Origin of the sequence: Streptomyces sp. (genome assembly GCF_031181705.1) — a bacterium.
Taxonomy (GTDB): Bacteria; Actinomycetota; Actinomycetes; order Streptomycetales; family Streptomycetaceae; genus Streptomyces.
Genome location: NZ_JAPSKN010000021.1, coordinates 21,742 through 40,789 on the forward strand (window position 1 = coordinate 21,742; position 19,048 = coordinate 40,789).

15 protein-coding genes are annotated in these 19,048 nt (G+C 73.2%); 5 read left to right on the top strand and 10 right to left on the bottom strand.

All coding sequences use genetic code 11. The features are described from left to right. Positions 1 to 3: 3 nt before the first annotated feature. Positions 4 to 744, top strand: a complete 741-nt coding sequence (locus tag RIN80_RS07085) for a sirohydrochlorin chelatase (protein WP_309094639.1) — start codon at positions 4 to 6, stop codon at positions 742 to 744. 22 nt (positions 745 to 766) lie between these two features. Here the strand turns inward: RIN80_RS07085 and RIN80_RS07090 are convergent, their stop codons facing one another. Further along, on the bottom strand, positions 767 to 1,576 hold the full coding sequence (locus RIN80_RS07090; protein WP_309094640.1) for a GvpL/GvpF family gas vesicle protein: 810 nt from the start codon (positions 1,574 to 1,576) through the stop codon (positions 767 to 769). Between the two features lie 145 nt (positions 1,577 to 1,721). Further along, the gene (locus RIN80_RS07095) at positions 1,722 to 2,276 is read right to left on the bottom strand and encodes a DUF1697 domain-containing protein (protein WP_309094641.1); all 555 of its coding nucleotides are present in this window, start codon (positions 2,274 to 2,276) and stop codon (positions 1,722 to 1,724) included. A 340-nt stretch (positions 2,277 to 2,616) separates the two neighbouring features. Between RIN80_RS07095 and RIN80_RS07100 the strand changes: the two genes are divergently transcribed. Further along, a complete protein-coding gene (locus RIN80_RS07100; RefSeq protein ID WP_309094642.1) occupies positions 2,617 to 4,866 on the top strand; it encodes an MMPL family transporter in 2,250 nt (749 codons plus the stop codon). A gap of 60 nt (positions 4,867 to 4,926) precedes the next feature. On the opposite strand, the gene mgt is transcribed toward RIN80_RS07100, so the two are convergent. The 5 genes from mgt to RIN80_RS07125 form a co-directional block, all read right to left on the bottom strand. Beyond that, a complete protein-coding gene (mgt, locus tag RIN80_RS07105) occupies positions 4,927 to 6,132 on the bottom strand; it encodes a macrolide-inactivating glycosyltransferase (protein WP_375141635.1) in 1,206 nt (401 codons plus the stop codon). Between the two features lie 50 nt (positions 6,133 to 6,182). Further along, positions 6,183 to 6,965, bottom strand: coding sequence for an ErmE/ErmH/ErmO/ErmR family 23S rRNA (adenine(2058)-N(6))-methyltransferase (erm, locus tag RIN80_RS07110; protein WP_309094643.1), 783 nt, complete (start codon positions 6,963 to 6,965; stop codon positions 6,183 to 6,185). 265 nt (positions 6,966 to 7,230) lie between these two features. Continuing rightward, positions 7,231 to 8,505 (bottom strand): sugar ABC transporter substrate-binding protein, encoded by a 1,275-nt coding sequence (locus RIN80_RS07115; protein ID WP_309094644.1) that lies wholly within the window; start codon positions 8,503 to 8,505, stop codon positions 7,231 to 7,233. Beyond that, positions 8,505 to 9,338 (bottom strand): carbohydrate ABC transporter permease, encoded by an 834-nt coding sequence (locus RIN80_RS07120; protein ID WP_309094645.1) that lies wholly within the window; start codon positions 9,336 to 9,338, stop codon positions 8,505 to 8,507. Before RIN80_RS07120 ends, RIN80_RS07115 begins: the two co-directional genes overlap by 1 nt. Continuing rightward, positions 9,335 to 10,270: a sugar ABC transporter permease gene (locus RIN80_RS07125; protein ID WP_309094659.1), complete on the bottom strand. Its 936-nt coding sequence runs from the start codon at positions 10,268 to 10,270 to the stop codon at positions 9,335 to 9,337. The genes RIN80_RS07120 and RIN80_RS07125 overlap by 4 nt, the downstream gene beginning before the upstream one ends. Positions 10,271 to 10,438: 168 nt before the next feature. Here RIN80_RS07125 and RIN80_RS07130 point away from each other — a divergent pair, with 168 nt between their 5' ends. Beyond that, positions 10,439 to 11,302, top strand: coding sequence for an aminoglycoside phosphotransferase family protein (locus tag RIN80_RS07130; RefSeq protein ID WP_309094646.1), 864 nt, complete (start codon positions 10,439 to 10,441; stop codon positions 11,300 to 11,302). A 15-nt stretch (positions 11,303 to 11,317) separates the two neighbouring features. Here the strand turns inward: RIN80_RS07130 and RIN80_RS07135 are convergent, their stop codons facing one another. The 3 genes from RIN80_RS07135 to RIN80_RS07150 all read right to left on the bottom strand — a co-directional run bounded on the left by RIN80_RS07135 (position 11,318) and on the right by RIN80_RS07150 (position 14,161). Next, complete coding sequence (locus RIN80_RS07135) at positions 11,318 to 12,040, bottom strand: 3'-5' exonuclease (RefSeq protein WP_309094647.1); 723 nt, start codon at positions 12,038 to 12,040, stop codon at positions 11,318 to 11,320. Positions 12,041 to 12,162: 122 nt separating this feature from the next. Further along, positions 12,163 to 13,434: an SAV2148 family HEPN domain-containing protein gene (locus RIN80_RS07140; RefSeq protein WP_309094660.1), complete on the bottom strand. Its 1,272-nt coding sequence runs from the start codon at positions 13,432 to 13,434 to the stop codon at positions 12,163 to 12,165. Between the two features lie 451 nt (positions 13,435 to 13,885). Beyond that, positions 13,886 to 14,161 (bottom strand): hypothetical protein, encoded by a 276-nt coding sequence (locus RIN80_RS07150; RefSeq protein ID WP_309094648.1) that lies wholly within the window; start codon positions 14,159 to 14,161, stop codon positions 13,886 to 13,888. A gap of 181 nt (positions 14,162 to 14,342) precedes the next feature. On the opposite strand from RIN80_RS07150, the gene glgX reads away from it, so the two are divergent. After that, positions 14,343 to 16,469 (top strand): glycogen debranching protein GlgX, encoded by a 2,127-nt coding sequence (gene glgX / locus RIN80_RS07155; protein WP_309094649.1) that lies wholly within the window; start codon positions 14,343 to 14,345, stop codon positions 16,467 to 16,469. A 138-nt stretch (positions 16,470 to 16,607) separates the two neighbouring features. Next, complete coding sequence (gene treY / locus RIN80_RS07160; protein WP_309094650.1) at positions 16,608 to 18,971, top strand: malto-oligosyltrehalose synthase; 2,364 nt, start codon at positions 16,608 to 16,610, stop codon at positions 18,969 to 18,971. Positions 18,972 to 19,048 lie beyond the last annotated feature (77 nt).

Below are 19,048 nucleotides of genomic sequence, written 5' to 3' on the forward strand. Positions count from 1 at the left end.
TCCATGACGAACAGGCCCGTTCTCCTCGTCATCGCCCACGGCAGCCGCGACCCGCGGCACGCCGCGACGGTGCACGCCCTGGTGCGCCGGGTGCGCGCGCTGCGCCCCGACGTCCGGGTGGAGACCGGGTTCCTGGACTTCAACGTGCCGTCGGTGCAGGGCGTGCTGGAGTCCCTGGCGGTCCAGGGCGTGCGTGACGTGGTCGCCCTGCCGCTCCTGCTCACCCGCGCCTTCCACGCGAAGGCCGACATCCCGGCGGTCCTGGCGGACGCGCCCCCGCGGCTGCGCATCCGCCAGGCGGAGGTCCTGGGCCCCTCGCCGCTGCTGCTCGCGGCCCTGGAACGGCGCCTGTACGAGGCGGGTCTGACGCCCGCCGACAAGTCCTCGACCGGGGTCGTGCTGGCCTCGGCGGGGTCCACCGACCCGGAGGCGATCGCAGTGATCGCAGACATCGCGCGGGAGTGGCGGCACACCGGTTGGTGCGCCGTGCGGCCTGCGTTCGCCTCCGCGTCCCTCCCGCGCACCGAGGACGCGGTCCGTGAACTCCGCGCCCTCGGCTGCGCCCGCGTCGCCGTCGCCCCCTACGTCCTGGCCCCCGGTTTCCTGCCCGACCGCATCGCCCGGGGCGCGGCCCGGGCCGACGTCCTCGCGGACGTCCTGGGTGCGGCGCCGGAGGTGGCGCGGGTGGTGCTGGAGCGGTACGAGGCGGCACGGAAGCCGGCGCTGGCGGCCGTGAGCGCCTGAACACCGGTCGGCCGCACGCGGGTCACGGTGCCGGTTCCGGCTGGAGGGCGAAGGAGTACGGGGCCCAGGGGCCGGTGACCTCCACGCGGAGGCCGGGGGTGGCGCGTGCGGCCGCCAGGACGCCCGTGCGGAAGACGTCTACGCGGTCCCTGGGGACGAGGTAGGCGTCGTTGCCCATGTTGGTGCCGGGGGCGGAGCCGGCCAGGCTGCCGCGTTCGGGGGTGTGGGCGACGCGGTCGACGGCGAGGGCGCCGGCCGTCTCGGTGAGGCGGGCTGCGGCCTGGACGACCGTGCGCCAGGCCTCCTCGTTCCTGCGGTGTCTGCGACGGCGGATCGCCAGGTAGGCGCGTCCGACCCCGAGGCCGGGGGCCGGGTCCCGGTCCGGGGCGTGGGCGGCTTCGGGCGGGGTGATGTCGGGGGTGGCGTAGATCTTGACGCCGAGTTCGACGTGGCCGGTGAGGCGGTCCAGCAGGGACAGGAAGTAGGCGCGGCGGGTGTCGAGGGCCTCGCGGGCGCGGGCCTCGTCCCGGTAGACGGTGGCGAGGCGCAGCGGGAGGACGGCGGCGCCGGAGGCGACCAGGGCGGCCACCACCGCGTGGTGGGAGCGGACGGTGGACTCCATCCAGTCCAGGTCCTCGAGGTGGGCCCGCAGCGGCGCGTCGTCGTAGTCGGCGGGCGGGACGTGGCCGACGGCGAAGGCCAGGGGGCCGGTGGCGGGTTCGACCAGGTGGATCGGTTCTCCGGCGACGCCGCGCAGGTGTGCGGCCGCCGCGGTGGCCTCGGGGGTGCGGCGCAGGACCGCGTAGGCGTAGACGAGGTTGGTGTCGGTCATGGATCCGGGCTCCTGTCGCTGGCCGTGCGCGTCCTCTCGCGAGACTCCGTTCTCGTACCGTTCGTCCGACCGTAGGTACGCGGGTGGGGGCCGTGGTGTTCACGCGAGACACCGGCCGGGTCGGCCCGCGGGCGTCACCCGGGGGTCACGCCGCGGGCGCCGTCAGCTCCACGAGTTTGACCACCGTGTTCCAGTTGCGGGTCGTGGCGATCACGCCCTTGGTGAGGCGCGGCTTCGCCAGGTGCTCGGCCAGTCCGGAGCGGCCCAGGCCGTTCGGTGCGTACAGGTACAGGGCGCGGTCGCCGAGGCGGAACTCCTCGGGGAGGAACGCGGCCTGGTCGATCTCCGCGAAGCGGCCGGGCGTGACGGGCGCGGAGAAGTAGGTGACGTGGAGCTGCTTGGGCTCCAGGTCGGCGGCCGGGAAGGGGCAGGCGTCGGCGACCGCCCGCAGATAGGCGTGGTCGCGCACGATCACGTCGACGCCGAAGCCGAAGTGCCGCTCGATGCCCTGAGCGAGCTCGGCGGCCAGTGCGTCCTCGTCGCCGCGCCCGCTGGAGAACACCGCCTGGCCGCTCCGCAGGTGGGTGCGGACGTCGTCGTAGCCGAGGTTCTCCATGAGCGCGCGCAGCTCGGCCATGGGGACCTTCCTGCTGCCACCCACGTTGATCCCGCGCAGCAGGGCCGCGTACATCGTCGTCATCCGCTCACCTTAGAGCGGCCGTCGTGCCCCGTGGGGGTGGGCACGACGGCCGCGGCGGGCGGCTGCCCGGCCCCGTAAATTACTCACCGGTCATCGCGGCGCACAACCCTCTGCTCCGGATCCCCACACCCGCGGCGCCCGGGACGTCTCCCGATAGGTGTAAGGGACCACAGTCGGTGGGGGTCCTCCCCAGTGGGGAGGGAGCCAGGTCCATGGGGATGAGTTCCGGCCGCGCGGCTTCACCGGGCAGCACGACGAGACGGCTTTATCCAGCCCCTACCTTCGACAGGAGAGGGGGCGGCAGGCGGCCGCCGCCGCATCACGAGGGGGCAAGCCCGTCATGGGGAACGGAGAAGCACGGGTGCGGGGTCTCGCCGCCCGGGCCGGCGGCTGGAGCGCCCGGCACCGATGGGCTGCCGTCGGCATCTGGGTACTGTTCGTCGTCCTGGCGATGGGGCTCGGTTCGGCGGCCGGCCGGGTCGACGTCAAGGACAGCGACCAGCTCAAGGGGGAGACGCACACCGCCGCCCGGATCATCGAGGACGCCGGGATCGAGGAGCCGGCCAGTGAGACGGTCCTGATCCAGGCCAAGGGAAGCGGACTGAAGGCGACGGACCCCGAGTTCCGGGACGCCGTCGCCGCGGTCGTCCGGGCCGTCGAGAAGACCGGCCGGGTCACCGACGTGACCTCGCCGTACGACGCGAAGACGATCTCAAAGGACGGGCGCAGCGCGCTCGTGCAGTTCGACATGCGGGGTGACTCCGACACCGCGGGCGAGCGGGTCGAGCCGGTGCTGGAGGCCGTCGAGGGCGTCCAGCAGGAGCACGAGGCGCTGCTGATCGAGGAGATCGGCGGCGCCAGCATGATGAAGACGTTCGACGACGCGTTCGGGGACGACTTCAAGAAGGCCGAGTACTCCGCGGTGCCGGTGGCGCTGGGCATTCTGCTGATCGCGTTCGGCGCGCTGGTGGCGGCGCTGCTGCCGGTGGCGCTGGCGGTCACCGCGATCATGGCGACGATGGGCCTGATGGGCGTCGTCAGCCATGTCATGCCGATGAGCGACACCGCCAACTCCGTGATGCTGCTGGTGGGTCTGGCGGTCGGCGTCGACTACTGCCTGTTCTACCTGCGCCGTGAGCGTGAGGAGCGCGAGGCCGGGCGGGACGCGCAGACGGCGCTCAGGATCGCCGCCGCGACCAGTGGCCGCGCGATCGTCGTCTCCGGTGTCACGGTGTGCGTGGCCATGGCGGGCATGCTGTTCACCGGGCTCGCCGAGTTCGAGGCGATGGGTCTGGCCTCGCTGATGGTGGTCGCGGTGGCGATGGTGGGGTCGGTGACCGTGCTGCCCGCGCTGCTGTCGCTGCTGGGCGAGCGCGTGGAGAAGGGCCGCATACCGTTCCTGCGACGGCGCAAGCGGGGCACGGGTCAGGACAGCCGGTTCTGGACGGCCGTGCTGCGGCGCGTCCTGGCCCGGCCGGTGATCTCGGTGGTGGTGGCGGCCGGTGCGCTGCTGGCCGTCGCGGCACCCGCGCTCGGCATGAAGACGCAACAGCTCACGCTGGACCAGGAGTTCGGGGACTCGCTGCCGATCGTGCAGACGTACAACCGGCTCAACGAGGCGTTCCCGGGCGGCTCGGAGCCTGCCGAGGTGGTCGTCAGGGCCGACGACATCAACGCGCCGCGGGTGCAGGCCGCGCTCGCCGACTTCCGTGAGCGGGCGATCAGTTCGGGCGCCTCGCGCGGCCCGGTGGAGATCAAGCTGCACGACGCGCAGGACGTGGCGTTCGTCTACGTGCCGCTGGTGGGCGGCTCCGACCAGGACAAGGCCGGGGTGAGCCTGGACAAGCTGCGCGACGAGGTGCGTCCGGCCACGCTCGGCAGGGTCGACGGGCTGGAGGCGCCGATCACCGGGCAGGTGGCCGGGTCGAAGGACTTCAACGACCAGCTGGCCGGAGCCGTCGTGCCGGTGTTCGCGTTCGTCGTGGTGTTCGCCTTCGCCCTGATGCTCCTGTCGTTCCGCTCGCTGACCATCGCGCTCACGTCGATCGTGCTGAACCTGCTGTCGGTGGGCGCGGCCTACGGCATCCTCGTCGCGGTGTTCCAGCACGGCTGGGGCGCGTCCCTGGTGGGCGCGGAGGGCGTCGGCGCGATCATCACCTGGCTGCCGCTGTTCCTGTTCGTGATCCTGTTCGGGCTGTCGATGGACTACCACGTGTTCGTGGTGTCCCGGATCCGCGAGGCCCGGCTGCGGGGCCTGGAGACCGGGGACGCGATCCGGCACGGCGTGGTCACCACGGCCGGGGTCGTCACCAGCGCCGCGGTCATCATGGTCGCCGTGTTCGCGATCTTCGGGACGCTGTCGATGCAGTCCATGAAGCAGATGGGCGTCGGCCTGGCGGCCGCGGTGCTCATCGACGCGACGATCATCCGCGGGGTGCTGCTGCCGGCGGTGATGGCACTGCTCGGCGAGCGCAACTGGTACCTGCCGAGGTGGCTGCACCGGCTGCCGGACCTCACCCACGACGAGACGCCGCAGGCGATCGCGCAGCCGGCGGCACGCGACGACGAGGGCGAGCCCGTCAAGGTCTGAGCGTCTCCCCGGGTGGCGGGGCCCGCCGGTTGCGACAGCACCGGCGGGCCCCGCCGCACGTCATGCGGCGGTCCGAGCCCGAAGTTCGGCCTCGATGAGGTCGGCGGCGCGGCGCGTGCCGCCCTCCTGGAGCGTCTGCGCCTGGATCTCCTTCAGGCGGCGCGCGACCTCCGGGTCGTCGACGAGGGCGAGCGCCGCCTCGCGCAGGGCCTCGCCGGTCGCCTCCTGCGTCGTCAGGCACCGGGCGATCCCGAGGCCCCGGAGCGTCTCGGCGTTGCCGAACTGGTCCGCCGCCTGCGGTACGGCGATCATCGGTGTGGCCGTCGCCAGGCCCTCCTGGCTGCCGCCCGCGCCGGCGTGCGTGACGAACAGGTCGGCCTGCCTCAGCACGGCCAGCTGGGGGACCCAGGACCGCACCTCCACGTTTGCGGGGACCTCGCCGAGTTCGGCCGGGTCGACGTGCTTGCCGATCGAGAGCACCAGGTGCCAGCCGGGCAGGTCGCCGAAGGCCCGCACGCACTCCCGGTAGAAGGCCGGCTGCTTGGTGAAGGCGGACCCGAGGGAGACGAGCACGACCCGCTCCGCGCCGGCCGGCCGCCGCCAGTCGCCCTCGGCGGCGCGGTCGCCCTGGCAGGCGCCGACGAAGGAGTACACGCGCTCGTCGACCCGGTCCGCGTTCGGCTGGAGCGCCTTGGGGATCAGGACGATCGAGCGGTCGGGCCGGCCCCCGAAGGCGTCGGGGTGCAGGGTGATGCCGTTCTCCTCCAGCCAGGCGCGGAAGCGGGCGTAGTAGGCGCGCCCGCGTTCGGTCTTCCTCGGCTCCTCCCACATGGGCTCGGCGACCTCCTTCTCGTACCCCTCCCAGGCGACCATGGCCGGCGAGAGGGAGACGGCGGGCACGCCCCACCGGTGGGCCAGGACGCGGCCCGGGTAGGAGGCGATGTCGTGCAGCACGAGGTCCGGCTCGTCGCCCTCGTACGCCGCGATCAGTTGCGGGAGGGCCTGGATCGCGTCGTCGAGGAACGGCTCCACGTTGTCCAGCAGCGTGCTCCCCCACGCCCGCGGGTCGTCGTCGGGCGAGGGCAGGGTCGACGTCCAGGGCTTCACCTCGGCGCCGGTGACCGCGACCTTCTCCGCGAAGACCGGCGGGATCGCGTAGGTCACCCGGTGGCCGCGCGCCACGAGCTCGCGGATCACCTCCAGGCTCGGGTTCACATGGCCGTGGGCGGCGATGGAGAACATGGCGATGTGTGCGCGACGGGTCATGCCGGAGACCCTAGACGAGACGATACGTCTCGTGCAACATGTCAGGTGGGTCACGGGCTCAGCACCTCGTGCAGCCGCAGCCACCGCCCCGGGTCCACCTCGCCCACCAGCGCGTCCCGGTCCAGGCCCGCCGCACGGAACGCGGCGTCGACCCGCCGCCGCGGATGGGCCCGGCGCAGCGAGGCGTACAGGGAGCCGCCCACGCCGGAGAAGCCGAGTCCGACCAGGGACTGCCAGCCGGCCAGGGCGCTGGCGTCCAGCAGCGGGGCGGCGCGCCGCTCGATCCGCAGCACCCCGGCGTCCACGCGCGGCACGGGCCGGAAACCGCGCCGGCCGATCCGGCCGAGCAGCCGCCATGTGAAGCGGGGCCAGGTACGGACCGTCAGCAGTGTCCAGTTGCCGTAGTCGCCGGTGCGCTTGCGGGCGTACTCGAGCTGGGTGATCAGGGTGGCGTCGGTGAGGGCGGGGGCGCGCAGGCACCAGTCGATGATGTCGGCGGTCCGGGAGAACGGCACGTTCCCGGCGACCGAGAAGTCCGTGCGCGGCGCCCGCGCGGTCAGGAAGTCCCCTTCGACGACGTGCACGTGCCGGGTGCCGGAGAACCGGGCGCGCAGCACGGGCACGAGCCGCGAGTCGATCTCGTACGCGCGCAGCTCGTGGCAGCGGCGGGCGAGGGGTGCGGTCAACGCGCCCTTCCCGGCTCCCACTTCGAGCAGGAGCGGGACGGTACCGGCCCGCGGGACGGCGAGCCGGGCGAAGCGTTCGGCGGCGGCGCGGTCGGTGAGGAAGTTCTGCGAGAGTGCGCGGGAAGCGGCGGTGGCGGGGCGGCCCATGGGCTGCGGTCCTTGTCGTTCCGGAGGGAAGAGGGCAGACGAGGGCCCTGACCGGAAGACAGGTGGGTAAGGAGCGCGAAGCCGGGCTCAGTGGCTCAACGGCGGCGGGCGGTGCTCCCCGGGCCGGTCAGGGCTCCGGGGCGGCGGCGCATCCTGAGGGCGTGCACCGGGCCCCGGCCGTGACCGGAGATGTAGATCGCGTTGATACCCACGGGCGGCACACTAGGCGGTGCCGGCGGGGGCGGGCAACGGGTTTTCCCGGGGGTCAGCGCTGGTAGCGAGCGAGGACCAGGTTGCCGTCCTCCTCCAGCCGCTCGCGCAGGGCGCCGAGGCCGATGGCTCCGCTGTAGTACTCCTGCAGGGCCGGTGTCGCCACCTTGTCCTTCCACTCGGGGTAGCCCCGGACCGTCTGGGCGGGTGCCGGGCGCAGATGGGCGGCCAGCGCAGTGCCGGTGGCCCAGCCGTGGCGTGCGGTGTGCAGGGCCGGATCCTTCAGCGCCTGGGTGCCGGTGGGCAGCATCCAGTCGCCGAGGGCCAGACGGACCATGTTCTCCGGGCGCAGCAGGAAGCCGAGGAAGGCGGCGGCCTCCTTCTTGTGCGGGCAGTCCTCGGCGAGGGAGAGGGTCTGCGGGCTGACGCCCTGGGCGAGTCCGCCGGCGCCGGCCGGGGCGGGCAGCACCCGCCAGTCGAAGCCCTCCGGGGCCTGCTGCACGATCTGCTGCCGGTAGGAGAAGCCCAGCGGCACCATCGCGTAGCGGCCCCCGAAGAAGCCCGGCAGGGTGTCGGAGCCGCCGCTGCCCAGGGTCGTGGGCGAGGCGCTGCGGTCGGTGCCGACCTGGGCGCGGATGGTGCGCGGCACGACCTGGTCGACCGCCTCGAACCGGACCGTCACCTTGCCGTCCGCCCCGCGGTGGAACAGCTGTCCGCCCGCCGACAGGGAGAGGTTGAGCGTGGCGGAGACGGGTTCCTTCAGCGGCCAGGCGACGCCGTACCGCCCGCTCCCGCTGAGCCGGTCGGTGATCCTGCGGAACTCGCCCCAGCTCCACGGCTTCTGAGGGGTCGGGATCCGTACGCCGGACTCCCTCAGCCAGGTCGCGTTGGCGATCAGCACGCGCGGTTCCTGGAGGAACGGCACGCCGTAGACGCCGTCGCCGAACGTCGTGGTCCGCCAACTGCGCTGTGGGATGTCCGACTTGAGCTCGGCCGGCAGCAGGCCGGTGAGGTCGGCGAGGTAGCCGCCGTAGGCGAAGTCGGCGAGGTCGTCGGAGGCGTCGTGGATGACGTCGGGTGCCTCGCCGCCCTCGAAGGCGGTGAGGAGCTGGTCGTGGACGCTGTCCCAGGAGCCCTGGACGTACTCGACGCGGACCTCCGGGTGGCTGGCGTTCCACTCGGCCACCAGGTCCTTGGTCACCTCTACGGACTCCTCCTGCCAGGCCAGGGACTGGAAGCGGAGGGTGATCCGGCCGTCGTCGCGGGTGCCGTCCGGGGAGCAGCCGGCGAGGAGCAGCAGCAGGACGAGGGCCAGCAGACGCGCCCGCATCAGCTCTTCACCGCCCCGGTGAGAAGGTTGCCCGTGATGCGCCGCTGGATGAGCGCGAAGACGACGAGGGAGGGCAGGGTCGCGAGGAACGCGGCCGCCGCGAGCGGGCCGAGGTCGGCGACGCCCTCGGCGCCGATGAAGTGCGTGAGCACCACCGGCAGCGTCTGCTTCTCGGGCGTCTTGAGCAGCACGAGCGCGAAGAAGAACTCGTTCCACGCGGTGATGAACGCGAACAGCCCGGTCGCCGCGATGCCCGGCGCGAGCAGCGGAGCGGTCACCGACACCAGGGTCCGCACCCGCCCGGCCCCGTCGACCGCCGCGGCCTCCTCCAGCTCGCGCGGCACGGCCCGTACGTACCCGGCGAGCATCCACAGCGCGAACGGCAGTGCCCACACCACGTACACCAGCACCAGCCCGGGCAGGGAGTCGATCATTCTCAGGTGCTTCAGCACGAGGAACAGCGGGATGATCAGCAGTACGAACGGGAACGCCTGGCTGACCACCACCCAGCCCGTCACCGCCCTGGCGAGCCGGGTACGGCGCCGGGCGACGGCGTAGGCCGCCGGCGTGGCGATCAGCACCGCGAGGAGTGCCGATGCGAGCGCGGCGAGCAGGGAGTTGAGGGCGGCCCGCAGCAGCGGCTGTTCCTCGAAGGCCTGCCGGAAGCCGGCGAGGGTGGGGTCCTCCGGGAGCCAGGTCGGGTGCAGGCTGCTCAGCTCGCGCGGCGGCTTGAACGCGGTGGACAGCAGCCAGACGAACGGGAAGGCCAGGAAGACCAGATACGCGAGCAGCGCGGTGTACTGGCCGACGCGGGCCGGGGTGCCGGTCCTCACGTGTCGTCACCTCCCCGCAGGCGCCCGGCGAGGAACACGGCCAGGGCGATCGAGATCCCGGCGACCATGACGCAGCCCATGGCCGCCGCGTAGCCGAACTGACCGTAGCGGAAGGCCTCTTCGTAGGCGAAGAGCATGGGCAGGCGGGTCCGGCCGCCGGGACCGCCGCTGGTGAGCACGTAGACCAGGGCGAAGGAGTTGAAGTTCCAGATGAGGTTGAGCGCCGTGACGGCCAGGGCGACGGGCCGCAGGGCCGGCCAGGTGACCGTGCGGAAGCGGCGCCAGGCGCCCGCCCCGTCGACCGCCGCCGCCTCGTGCAGCTCGCGCGGGGTGTTCTGCAGCCCGGCGAGCAGGGCCACCGTCGTCTGGGGCATGCCCGCCCAGACGCCGACGACGATCACGGCGGGCAGCGCGGTGGCCAGACCGCTCAGCCAGTCCCGGCCGCTGCCGAGACCCAGGTCGCGCAGGGTCTCGTTCAGCAGGCCCGCGTCGGGATGGTAGACCAGCCGCCACATGATGCCGACGACGACCTCCGGCATCGCCCAGGGGACGATCGCGAGGGCGCGGGCGAGCCAGCGCAGCCGGAGGTCCTGGTTCAGCAGCAGGGCGAGGCCGAGGGCGAGCAGGAACTGCGGCACGGTCACCCCGACCGCCCACACCAGGCCGATCCGGAACGACTCCCAGAACAGCGTGTCGTGCAGCAGGTCCCGGAAGTTGAGCCCGCCGATCCACTCGGTGGGCTCGGTCCGGCCCGCCTGGGCGTCGGTGAAGGCCAGCAGGATCCCGTACAGCAGCGGGCCGACGCTGAGGACGAGGATGGGGAGCAGGGCGGGCAGCACCAGGAACCAGGCGCCGTGATCGACGGGCCGGCGGGGCCGGCCGTCGCCGGGCCGACGGCCGGCCGGTCTCCTCGGTGGCGACGTCCCGGTCACCGATGTCACGGAATCACCCCTTCGCACGGCTCGGCCGGCCACGTCATGGCCGTGAAGGCGGTCTGCCTCGCCGAGGCACCGCCTATGCCCCGCCACCTGTGCCGATGCGACACTGACCGGAGGATGGCCGGAACCCGACGGCAGTGGTGCGGACGACGGAGGCGGACGATGGACGAGGCACGGGCACGGGACGTACTGGCGGCGGCGCGGGTGCTGCCCGGCGCGGCCCGCGAGGCACGGCTGCTCGGCCTGGGCGAGAACGCGGTGTTCGCCGCCGGCGACCTGGTCGTCAAGGTCGGCCGCGACGCCGAACTCCTCGACCGGGCGCGCCGCGAGCTGGACGTGGCGGTGTGGCTCGCGGAGGCCGGGGTGCCCGCCGTGCGGGCGGCCGAGCCGAAGGCGCTGCTGGTGGACGGCCACCCGGTGACCGTGTGGCACCGGCTGCCGGATGCCGTACGGCCCGCCGAGCCGCGGGATTTGGCCGGACTGCTGCGGATCGTGCACGCCACGCCCCCTCCTCCCTTCGCGCTTGCCGGGCGCGATCTGCTGGGTGGTGTCGAGCGCTGGCTGCGGCTCGCGGGGGACGCGGTCGATCCCGCGGACGCGGCGTATCTGCGCGAGCGGCGGGACGCGTTCGCCGCGCAGGCCGCCACACTGACGCCGCACCTGCCGCCCGGGGTGATCCACGGCGACGCGCTGCCGCGCAATGTGCACGTCGGTCCGGACGGTCCGGTCCTGGTCGACCTGGAGACGGTCTCCTCGGACCTGCGCGAGCACGATCTGGTGGTGATGGTCCTCTCCCACGACCGGTACGGGCTCCCCGACGAGGCGTACGCGTCCTTCACGCGGGCCTACGGCTGGGACGTCCGGGCGTGGGAGGGCTGTTCGGTGCTGCGCGGCGCGCGGGAGACCGCCAGTTGTGCGTGGGTGGCGCAGCACGCGCCGGGCAATCCCAAAGCGCTGGCCGAGTTCGAGCGGCGGGTGGCGTCCCTCAGGGACGGCGACGAGACCGTGCGCTGGTATCCGTTCTGAGGGCGGGCGCCCCGGTCAGACCCGGTCGTCCGCCAACTCCCGCAGCGGCCAGGCCCCGTCGACGAGCGCCGTGGCGTCGCCCTTGCCGCGCAGGAAGTTCTGGAAGTCCGCCGCCCACTGCGCGTACCACTCGATCTGGCGGTGGTGCAGCTCCGCCGGGCCGAGCGTGGCGATCTTGGGGTGGCGGTCGGCTATCGCGCAGGCCAGACGGGCCGCCGCCAGGGCGTCGGCCAGCGCGTCGTGCGCCGAGTCGAGGACGACGCCGTACTCCGCGCAGACCGCTTCGAGGTTGCGTTTGCCGCGGCGGTAGCGGTCGACCCGGCGGTCGATGGTGTACGGGTCGATGACCGGGGCCGGGTCCACGCCGCCCAGACGGTCGCGCAGGGACGGCAGGCCGTGGCGGCGCAGCTCGGCGGAGAGCAGGGTCAGGTCGAAGGCGGCGTTGTAGGCGACGACCGGTACGCCCGTCGTCCAGTAGGAAGTCAGGACGTCGGCGAGGGCGTCGGCCACCCGGTCGGCCGGTCTGCCCTCGGCGGCCGCCCGTTCGCTGCTGATGCCGTGCACCGCCACCGCGTCCTCGGGGATCGGCACCCCGGGGTCGGCCAGCCACTCCCGGCGCCCCATCGGCTCGCCGCCCCTGACCTCGATCACGGCCGCCGTGACGATGCGCGCCTCGCGCGGATCCGTGCCCGTCGTCTCCAGGTCGAAGCCGATCAGCAGCTCCCGGTGCCAGCCCATGGGCGGGCCCCCCTTCTTGTGGTGCGTTCCCCCAGTGGTCCCCACCTTCCCATGCACCACTGACAATCAGAGGACCGCGTTCCGCCCGGCGGGGGCGGAACCACCCGGTGGCCGGGCGCCGTTCACGACACGGGCCGCGAATCCGCCCACATCACCTCGAACTCCTCGCGATACGTGGGGAAGAGGCCGCTTTCGTCGTGCTCGCCCGACTTGACCACCTTGCTGCCGTTGCGCAGGACGAACACCGGCGCCTCCATGCCGCGCGTCCGGCGCAGGTAGTTCTGCACGACCGCGATGCCGTCGGCGCCGTCGCCGTCGACCAGGTACGCCGTGAAGCGGGGCGTCTCGTCGAAGACCTGGATCTCGAAGGCACCCGGGTCGCGCAGCCGGGCCCGCACCCGGCGCATGTGCAGGATGTTCATCTCGACGGCCCGGCTGAGCTCGCCGCGCTTGATGCCGAGCTCCCGCTCACGCCGTTTGACCGCGCTGGAGGCGGGGTTGAGGAACAGCAGCCGCACCCGGCAGCCGGACTCGGCGAGCCGCACCAGGCGGCGGCCGGAGAAGTTCTGCACGAGCAGGTTGAGCCCGATGCCGATGGCGTCCAGCCGGCGGGCACCGCCGAAGATGTCCTCGGCCGGGAACTGCCGCATCAGCCGCACCCGGTCCGGGTGGACGGCGACCACGTCGGCGTACCGGTCGCCGATCAGGTCCTCGACCGCGTCGACGGGCAGCCGGCGCGCGGAGGGCACGTCACCGCCCGCGCCGAGCATCTCCAGCAGCCTGGCCGAGGCCCGCTCGGCCTGGTTCAGCACGGCCTCGGACAGGGCCCGGTTGCGGGAGACGACGTTCCGGGTGACCTCCAGCTCGTCCAGGGCGAGTTCGACGTCGCGGCGGTCGTCGAAGTAGGGCTCGAAGCAGGGCCAGTGCTGCACCATCAGCTCGCGCAGCTGCGGCAGGGTGAGGAACGACAGCACGTTGTCGTCGGCCGGGTCCAGCAGATAGCCCTTGCGGCGGCTGACCTCGCGCACGGCGACCGCGCGCTGCACCCACTCCTGGCCGGCGGGCCCGGCGGCGGCCACCACCCAGTCGTCGCCGTGGACCGGTTCGTAGATCGGCCGCAGCACGGCGGCCACGACGGCGCGCAGCCGCTGCTCGACGAGGTTCAGCCAGATGTAGGCCCGGCCGGCCCGCTGGGCGCGGGTGCGCACCTCGCGCCAGGCGTCGGCGTCCCAGTCCAGTTCCGGACCGATCGAGCCCGACGCGTCCATCGGCCGTGCCAGGGACACGGCACCGGTCGGGACGTCTGCGGAGTTCCCCTCGTGACCCTCGTCACCAGGGGGCAGCTCCAGCCCTCCCGAGCCCACCCGCGCACCGCCTTCCGCTCCCCTGAGCACTCCCCTTGTCAACGATCAAGGAAGGGTACTCCGGGAGCGGTCGGCGGTGCAGCCCGATGGGCAGCATCGCTCCCAACGGCGCGGCCACCAGTGCCCGTTCCGCCGTCCGAGCCCGTCGGGAGTGGGCGGATTCATGGCGGTGGAACCGTTCGCACGCGTCTGACCGCGTGACGTACGGATCGTGCTTGGCGCGGCCGCGTCCCGGGTACCTGGTGGATCCCGGGACGATCTCGTAGGAGCGCGTGTGTCCGTCCTTGTTCTCGCCGGTCGCACTGGCGACGCACCACGGGCGGTGGTTCCCGCCCGGTCCCGCGCCCAGCGGGCCGGCGATCAGCGGTGCCGCCCCGGCCGTCACGGCGGCACTCCGGGGCGGCTGGACGCCGCCCCGGGTGCCGGCGCGCACCAGCGTGCCGGCGGCCCGGGTGACGAGCGGGTCGTCCCGGTGGTCCTGTCACGTCACGTCGGCGGGACGCGGCGCGGCCGGGTCGCCGGCCTCCCCGGAACCGGCTTCGGCGAGGCCGACGCCGAGGCGCTGCGGGCCGCGCCCGCCGTCCACGTGCTCGCCGGACCGGGAGCGCCGCCGGCTCAGGGCGCCTCGCTCGGTCCGCCGCGGCCCGCCCCCGGCCGGCGGGGCGCGGCCCGTGCCCCGCTCCCCCTCGGCCGCCGGCCGCTCGACGACGCCCGGGGGAACGGCCTGGTCCGGGGGGCGGTGCACTATGGTGCGCACATCTTCCACCTGCTCCCCCACAGCCCCGGGAGTACGTCTTGGCCCCATTGGTTCGGCATACCTCGTCCGCAGTGGTCACTCGGTAGGAGGGAGATAAGTCATAGGGGGTCCCCCCACTTCCGGGGAGACTCGGGGGCCGAGGCGTCCCCACCGGCGCCGCACACCTGAAAGAGTCGTATCCATGCAGGTCTGGCCTGGCGAGGCGTATCCACTCGGTGCCACGTACGACGGCGCCGGTACCAACTTCGCGGTCTTCACGGAGGCCGCGGACCGAGTAGAGCTGTGTCTGCTGCACGACGACGGCTCGGAGACGGCGATCGAGCTCCGCGAGAGCGACGCGTTCGTGCGGCACGCGTACCTGCCGGGCATCATGCCCGGGCAGCGGTACGGGTTCCGCGTGCACGGTCCGTACGCACCGGAGCACGGACTGCGGTGCAACTCCGCGAAACTGCTGCTCGACCCGTACGCGCGTGCGATCAGCGGTTCGATCCGCTGGGGCGAGGAGGTCTACGGCTACCACTTCGACGATCCCGACCGGCGCAACGATCTCGACTCGGCGCCGCACATGATGACCTCGGTCGTCGTCAATCCCTACTTCGACTGGGGCGACGACCGGCGTCCGCGCACCGAGTACCACCACACCGTGCTGTACGAGGCCCACGTCAAGGGCCTCACCATGCGCCACCCGGGGCTCCCGGAGGAGCTGCGCGGCACCTACGCGGCCCTGGCGCACCCGGCGATCATCGAGCACCTCACCGAGCTCGGGGTCACCGCCCTGGAGCTGATGCCCGTGCACCAGTTCGTGAACGATCACCGTCTGGTCGACATGGGCCTGAACAACTACTGGGGCTACAACACGATCGGCTTCTTCGCCCCACACAACGCCTACGCGTCCTGGGGCGACCGGGGCCAGCAGGTGCTGGAGTTCAAGTCGGCGGTGAAGGCGCTGCACGAGGCGGGGATCGAGGTGATCCTCGACGTGGTCTACAACCACACGGCCGAGGGCAACCACCTGGGCCCGACCCTGTCCTTCAAGGGCCTGGACAACCCGCGCTACTACCGGCTGACCGACGACCCCCGCTACTACATGGACACGACAGGGACCGGGAACTCCCTGCTCATGCGGTCCCCGCACGTGCTCCAGCTGATCATGGACTCGCTGCGGTACTGGGTCACGGACATGCACGTGGACGGGTTCCGCTTCGACCTGGCGGCGACGCTCGCCCGGCAGTTCCACGAGGTGGACCGGCTGTCGTCGTTCTTCGACCTGGTGCAGCAGGACCCGGTGGTCTCCCAGGTGAAGCTGATCGCCGAGCCGTGGGACGTGGGCGAGGGCGGCTACCAGGTGGGCAATTTCCCGCCGCTGTGGACCGAGTGGAACGGCAAGTACCGGGACACCGTGCGGGACCTGTGGCGGGGCGAGCAGCGCACCCTCGCGGAGTTCGCCTCACGGCTGACCGGCTCCTCCGACCTCTACCAGGACGACGGGCGCCGCCCTCTGGCCTCGATCAACTTCGTGACCTGCCACGACGGCTTCACCCTGCACGACCTGGTGGCCTACAACGACAAGCACAACGAGGCCAACGGCGAGGACAACCGGGACGGCGAGAGCCACAACCGGTCCTGGAACTGCGGCGCCGAGGGCGAGACGGACGACCCGGACGTGCTGGCGCTGCGGGCCCGGCAGATGCGGAACTTCATCGCGACGCTGATGCTGTCCCAGGGCGTGCCCATGATCAGCCACGGTGACGAGTTCGCCCGCACCCAGCGCGGCAACAACAACGCCTACTGCCAGGACAACGAGCTGGCCTGGGTGGAGTGGCCCGAGGAGGACGCCGAGGGGGGCCTGAGCAGGGAGCTGCTCGGCTTCACGCGCGCGATGGTGTGGCTGCGCCGCAACCACCCGGTCTTCCGCCGCCGGCGCTTCTTCCACGGGCGGCCCGTGGAGGGCACGCACGACGACCTGTCCGACATCGCCTGGTTCACCCCGGACGGCCGGGAGATGACCCAGCGGGACTGGGACTCGGCGCAGGCGTCGGCGCTGACCGTGTTCCTCAACGGCAACGCCATCTCGGAGCCGGGAGCGCGCGGCGAGCGCATCACGGACGACTCGTTCCTGCTGATGTTCAACGCCTCGCCCAAGCCGCTGGAGTTCGTCGTCCCGGTCAACCACGGGCGGCAGTGGGAGGTCGTGGTCGACACGGCGCTCCCGGAGGGCGTGCCGTCGGACACCGGCCCGAAGGTGCAGGCCGGGGACCGGCTGACCCTCGCCGACCGGAGCATGACCGTGCTCCAGCGGCCCGTGTAGCCGCCCCGCGCACACGCGCCCCCGCGGTCTCGACGCGGCGGCGCGTCGCCCGGCGAGAGCCACTCGTCCGGGCGACGCGCGGCGCACCCGGAGGGACCGGGGGGCACGAACCGCCGCGGGACGGGTACGTACGTTTCCATGACACCTGAGCGACCTGACCCCGTGGCGCCCACGGCCACGTACCGGCTGCAGCTGCAGCCCGACTTCCCGTTCGGAGCAGCCGCGGCCGTCGTGCCGTACCTGGCCTCGCTCGGCGTCTCGCACCTGCACCTGTCCCCCGTCCTGGAGGCGGTGCCCGGCTCGACGCACGGCTACGACGTGGTCGACCACGCGCGCGTGCGTGAGGAGCTGGGCGGCGAGGACGGGCTGCGGGCGCTGGCGCGCACGGCGGACGAGCACGGGCTCGGCCTGGTGGTGGACATCGTCCCGAACCACATGGCCATGTCCCCGCGTCACAACCGGGCCCTGTGGGAGGTGCTGCGCGAGGGCCCGAAGTCGCCGTACGCGCGCTGGTTCGACATCGACTGGGAGGCCCAGGACGGCCAGGTGCTGCTGCCGGTGCTCGGCGGACCCGTGGGCGAGGTGCTCGACGATCTGCGCGTCGACGGGGACGTCCTGCGCTACCACGACCACGTCTTCCCGCTGCGCGAGGGCACCGAGGACCTGCCGCTGCCGCACCTGCTGGACGCGCAGTGGTACCGGCCGGTGTGGTGGCGGCTGGCCCGGACCGAGCTCAACTACCGGCGCTTCTTCAGCATCTCCGAGCTCATCGGGGTGCGGGTGGAGGACCCGGAGGTCTTCGAGGCCACCCACGGCAAGATCCTGAAGCTGCTGCACGAGGGCGTGATCGACGGGCTGCGCATCGACCACCCCGACGGGCTCGCCGACCCCGACGGCTACCTCACCCGGCTGCACGAGGCGACCGGCGGGCGCTGGACGGTCGTGGAGAAGATCCTGGCCGACGGCGAGCACCTGCCGGCCTCCTGGCCCGTGGCGGGCACGACCGGCTACGACGCCCTGCGGCACGTGGACGGGGTCTTCACCGACCCGGCCGGCTTCGGGGAGCTGCTCGGCCGGTACCGGCGCTTCGCGGCCCCGCAGACGGACCGGGGCGGGCAGTGGGACGCGACGGTGCGGCGGGCGGCGTACAAGGTGCTCACGCACGAGCTGGCGACCGAGACGGAGCGTCTGACGCGGGTGGCGACCCGGCTGTGCGCGACCGCGCCGGAGCCGGCACTGCGCGACCGCGCGCCCTGGGCGCTGCGCACCGCGCTGCGGGAGCTGCTGGTCCGCATGGAGGTCTACCGGCCGTACGAGTCCGTCGACGCGGCGTCCGTGGTCACCGAGGAGGCCGCGGCCGAGGCCCGGATCGCCTTCGCGGTGCCGGAGGAGGCCGGCGCGGTGGACGTCGTGCGCGACCTGGTGCTGGGGCGGTACGGCGACGGACCGGCGCAGGTGGAGTTCCGGACCCGGTTCGCGCAGACCTCGTCGGCGCTGCGGGCGAAGTCGGTCGAGGACACGGCGTTCTACCGGTACGTGCCGCTGCTGTCGGCGACCGAGGTGGGCGGGAACCCGGGAGCGCCCGCGCTGTCGCCGCAGGAGTTCCACGCCTACTGCGCGCGCCTGCAGCGGGACTGGCCGCTGACCGGCACGGTGGCCTCGACGCACGACACCAAGCGCAGTGCGGACGTCCGGGCGGCGCTGCACGTGCTCACCGAGTGCCCGGACCGCTGGGCGGACGTCCTCGCGGAGGTGACCCGCTCCGGCGAGGGCGTGCCGGACGCGCAGCTGGCGTGGGCGGCCTGGCAGACGGTGTTCGGGCTGGGGCCGGCGGAGCCGGAACGGGTGCAGGGCGCGCTGCTGAAGCACGTGCGGGAGGCGGGCCTGTTCACCAGCTGGACCGAGCAGGAGCCGACGTACGAGGAGGCGGTGGCGCGGTTCGTGGCGGCCGGGCCGTGCGGGGCGCCGGGTGAGCGGGTCGCCGCGTTCCGCGAGTCGCTCGCCCCGCACATCCGGGCCAACGTGCTGGGCACGGCCCTGGTGCAGCTGACGATGCCGGGCGTCCCGGACGTCTACCAGGGCACGGAGACCGAGTACCGGGCCCTGGTCGACCCCGACAACCGGCGGGCGGTGGACTTCCCGCCCGCGGACTTCGGCGGCACGTCCGGCGAGAAGGCCGCGCTGACGCGGGCGGCGCTGGGGCTGCGGACCCGGCGGCCCGGCGCGTTCGGCGACACGGCCACCTACATGGCGCTGCCGGCCGAGGGCCCGGCGGCCGGGCACTGCCTGGCGTTCGCCCGGTCCGGTGAGGTGGTGACGGCCGTGACGCGTCTGTCGCTGCGGCTCGCCGAGGCGGGCGGCTGGCGGGAGACCCGGCTGCCGCTGCCGCCGGGGCGCTGGGCGGACGTGCTGGAGCCGGACCGGGAGTTCACCGGGCACGCGCGCGTGGCGGAGCTGTTCGCCGGGCTGCCGGTGGCACTGCTGGAACGGGTGGGCGACTAGGCCCGGGCCCGCGTGGCCCCTCCGTCCGCCCGGAGGGCGGGGTCACGGCGTCCAGGGCGTGCTCTCGGCGTGCCGGA